This window comes from Bradyrhizobium sp. 2TAF24 (assembly GCF_052115025.1).
Lineage (GTDB): Bacteria > Pseudomonadota > Alphaproteobacteria > Rhizobiales > Xanthobacteraceae > Bradyrhizobium_A.
On the sequence record NZ_JBFRFW010000053.1, the window covers coordinates 1 to 2,274 of the forward strand.

Annotated in this window: 1 pseudogene; it reads left to right on the forward strand. The window is 63.8% G+C overall.

Annotated elements, in window-relative coordinates:
• Nucleotides 1-154 precede the first annotated feature (154 nt).
• Nucleotides 155-2,274: pseudogene (locus AB4Z37_RS32860) on the forward strand (hypothetical protein); the annotation flags it as partial.

A 2,274-nucleotide genomic window follows, 5' to 3' on the forward strand; every position in this document is an offset into this window, starting at 1 on the left:
CAACGGCAGCCTCAGCGACGGCTTCGCCGCACCAGTGAGGTCGCCGGACGGCAGCATCTTCGCCATCGCAGCGCCGCTGCCGGCAGGCTCCGGGTCCGCCACGCTGCGGCTGGTGGCGGGCGCGGATCTCACGAGCGCAGATCCGCTCGCGGTCATGCCCACCGTACTGCGCCCCGCCGCCACGGCGGCCAATCCCGAGCCGGGCTCGATCGTGTTCGCGGCGCCGTACCTGATCGATGCCAACGTCAACGACAGCGGCACCATCGTGCAGATCCCGAGCGTGGTGCGCACTGGCGCCCGCGATATCGATCTCGCCGCGGCCGGCAACATCGACATCCAGACCGCGTTCGGCATTTATACCGCGGGAGAACCCGTGACGCCGAACTTCACAGTGCCGAGCCGTTCCTTGATCTCATCGCCTGTTGGTGCATTACTTCTTGGGTACGACTACAGCAGCTATCTCGGCTATACGTATGATGCAAACTTCAACCCGGTATCTTATGATACGCTCTATCCGATCGCATTCAACGCAGGCTATCAGGCCGGCGGTGGCAATCTCACGGTCAAGGCGCATGGCAGCCTGATCGGCGCCGACACCAGCAAACGCGGTGTGACGAGCTATGCGGCAACCGGACTCGACACCTACTGGCTGTGGACCGAGCCGACCGCTGCGAGCCCGACCTGGTTCCTCAATTTCGGCACCTACTATCAACGGTATCTCGATTCCGGAAACGATTCGCCGCCATCGGTGGCCGCTTTCAAGGGGCTTGGCGCGCTGGGCGGCGGCAACGCCAGAGTGACGGTCGATGGTAACCTCAGAAATGTCGACATCAGCGTGCCGACGACTGGCGGGTTGACCAGCACAGGCACCGTGTCGGTGTATGGCGGCGGCAATCTCTCCCTGACGGTGGGTGGCAGCATCGGCAACGCCAATCTCCTGGTCGGGCAGGGGACGGCCGATATCCAGGCCGGCGACATCGGGATGACGGCGCTGAATCCTCCCAGTTCTCTGGCGATCGCACGGGTGGATCTGCTGATCGGCGACGCCCAGTTCAATGTCGTGTCCCGTCGGGGCATCACCGCGATCATCGGCGATCCGACCCGGGCGGCACAGCAGTCTGATCCCTTGAGAAGCGGCTATCAAATTCCGGCCGGCCTGGAGGGAAATGGCCCTCCCGTGTTTTACTACCGCCCGCAACCGCCCTACGGCTTCTTCACCAGCATGACGGCCAACAGCGCGCTGACTGAGTTGGCGGAGGGGGGCGACATCACGGTCCATGGTGATTTCGTGCCGCCGATCTTCGAACTGACCGCAGCCGGCGGGTCGATCCGGGCGGGCAATATTGCCTTTGGGGGCAGTAATTTCCATTATCTGGTGTCATTGGCCGCGCCGACCGCCCGGCTCGATCTGCTGGCTCAGCAGGACATTGTGGGCTTCGGCGTCAGCATGACGGCGGCCGATCTGATTGCCCAGATCAATGGCGCCTCTGCCCCGGCAGGGAGCGACTATATGAGCACACTCGTCAATCCTTTGGGCAGCCTCTCGTCATTGCCGTCAAACCTCGTGCAGTTCGACGATCCGCATATCGTTCATGCTTATGCCGTCCAAGGGAGCCTGACGAGGCTTGCGCTGACGACCTCGGAGCGAGCGCAGGTGCGGGCCGGCCTCGATATCGTCCAGCCAATCCTTGACCTTCAGAACGCTGGACCGGGCGACGTTTCCCTGGTGCAAGCCGGTCGTGACATTGTCAGTTGCCAGCCCTGCAGCGTCACGAACACGGATGTCTTCAATATCCGTGTGGAGGGCCCTGGCTATCTCTCCGTCCTGGCGGGCCGCAACATTCTCGCTCAGGTGGGCGCCTATGGCTCGCAAGGGCTAGGCATCACCTCGGTCGGCAATGCCGACAATCCGCTGTTGCCTCTGGTTGGCGCGACGATCGGCGTCGCGGTCGGTGTCGGCGCCGGCGGTCCCAATAACGCAGCCTTCATCAACCTCTATCTCGATCCGCGCAACACCGACCCGGTGACACAAGGCTACCTGGCGCAACTCGTCGACTATATGGGCCGCATCGAAGGCGTCCCCGTCGGCCGCGACCAGGCGATCGCTGATTTCCGCGCCCTCACGCCGGTTCAGCAGCTGCCGTTCATCGAGCAGGTGTACTTCGCCGAGCTCAAGGCGGGCGGTGAGGCCGCCGCCAATGGCAACGGGGCCGGCGGCAAGGGCTATGATCGCGCCTACCGGGCGATCCAGACCCTGTTCCCGGGCAGCGTGAT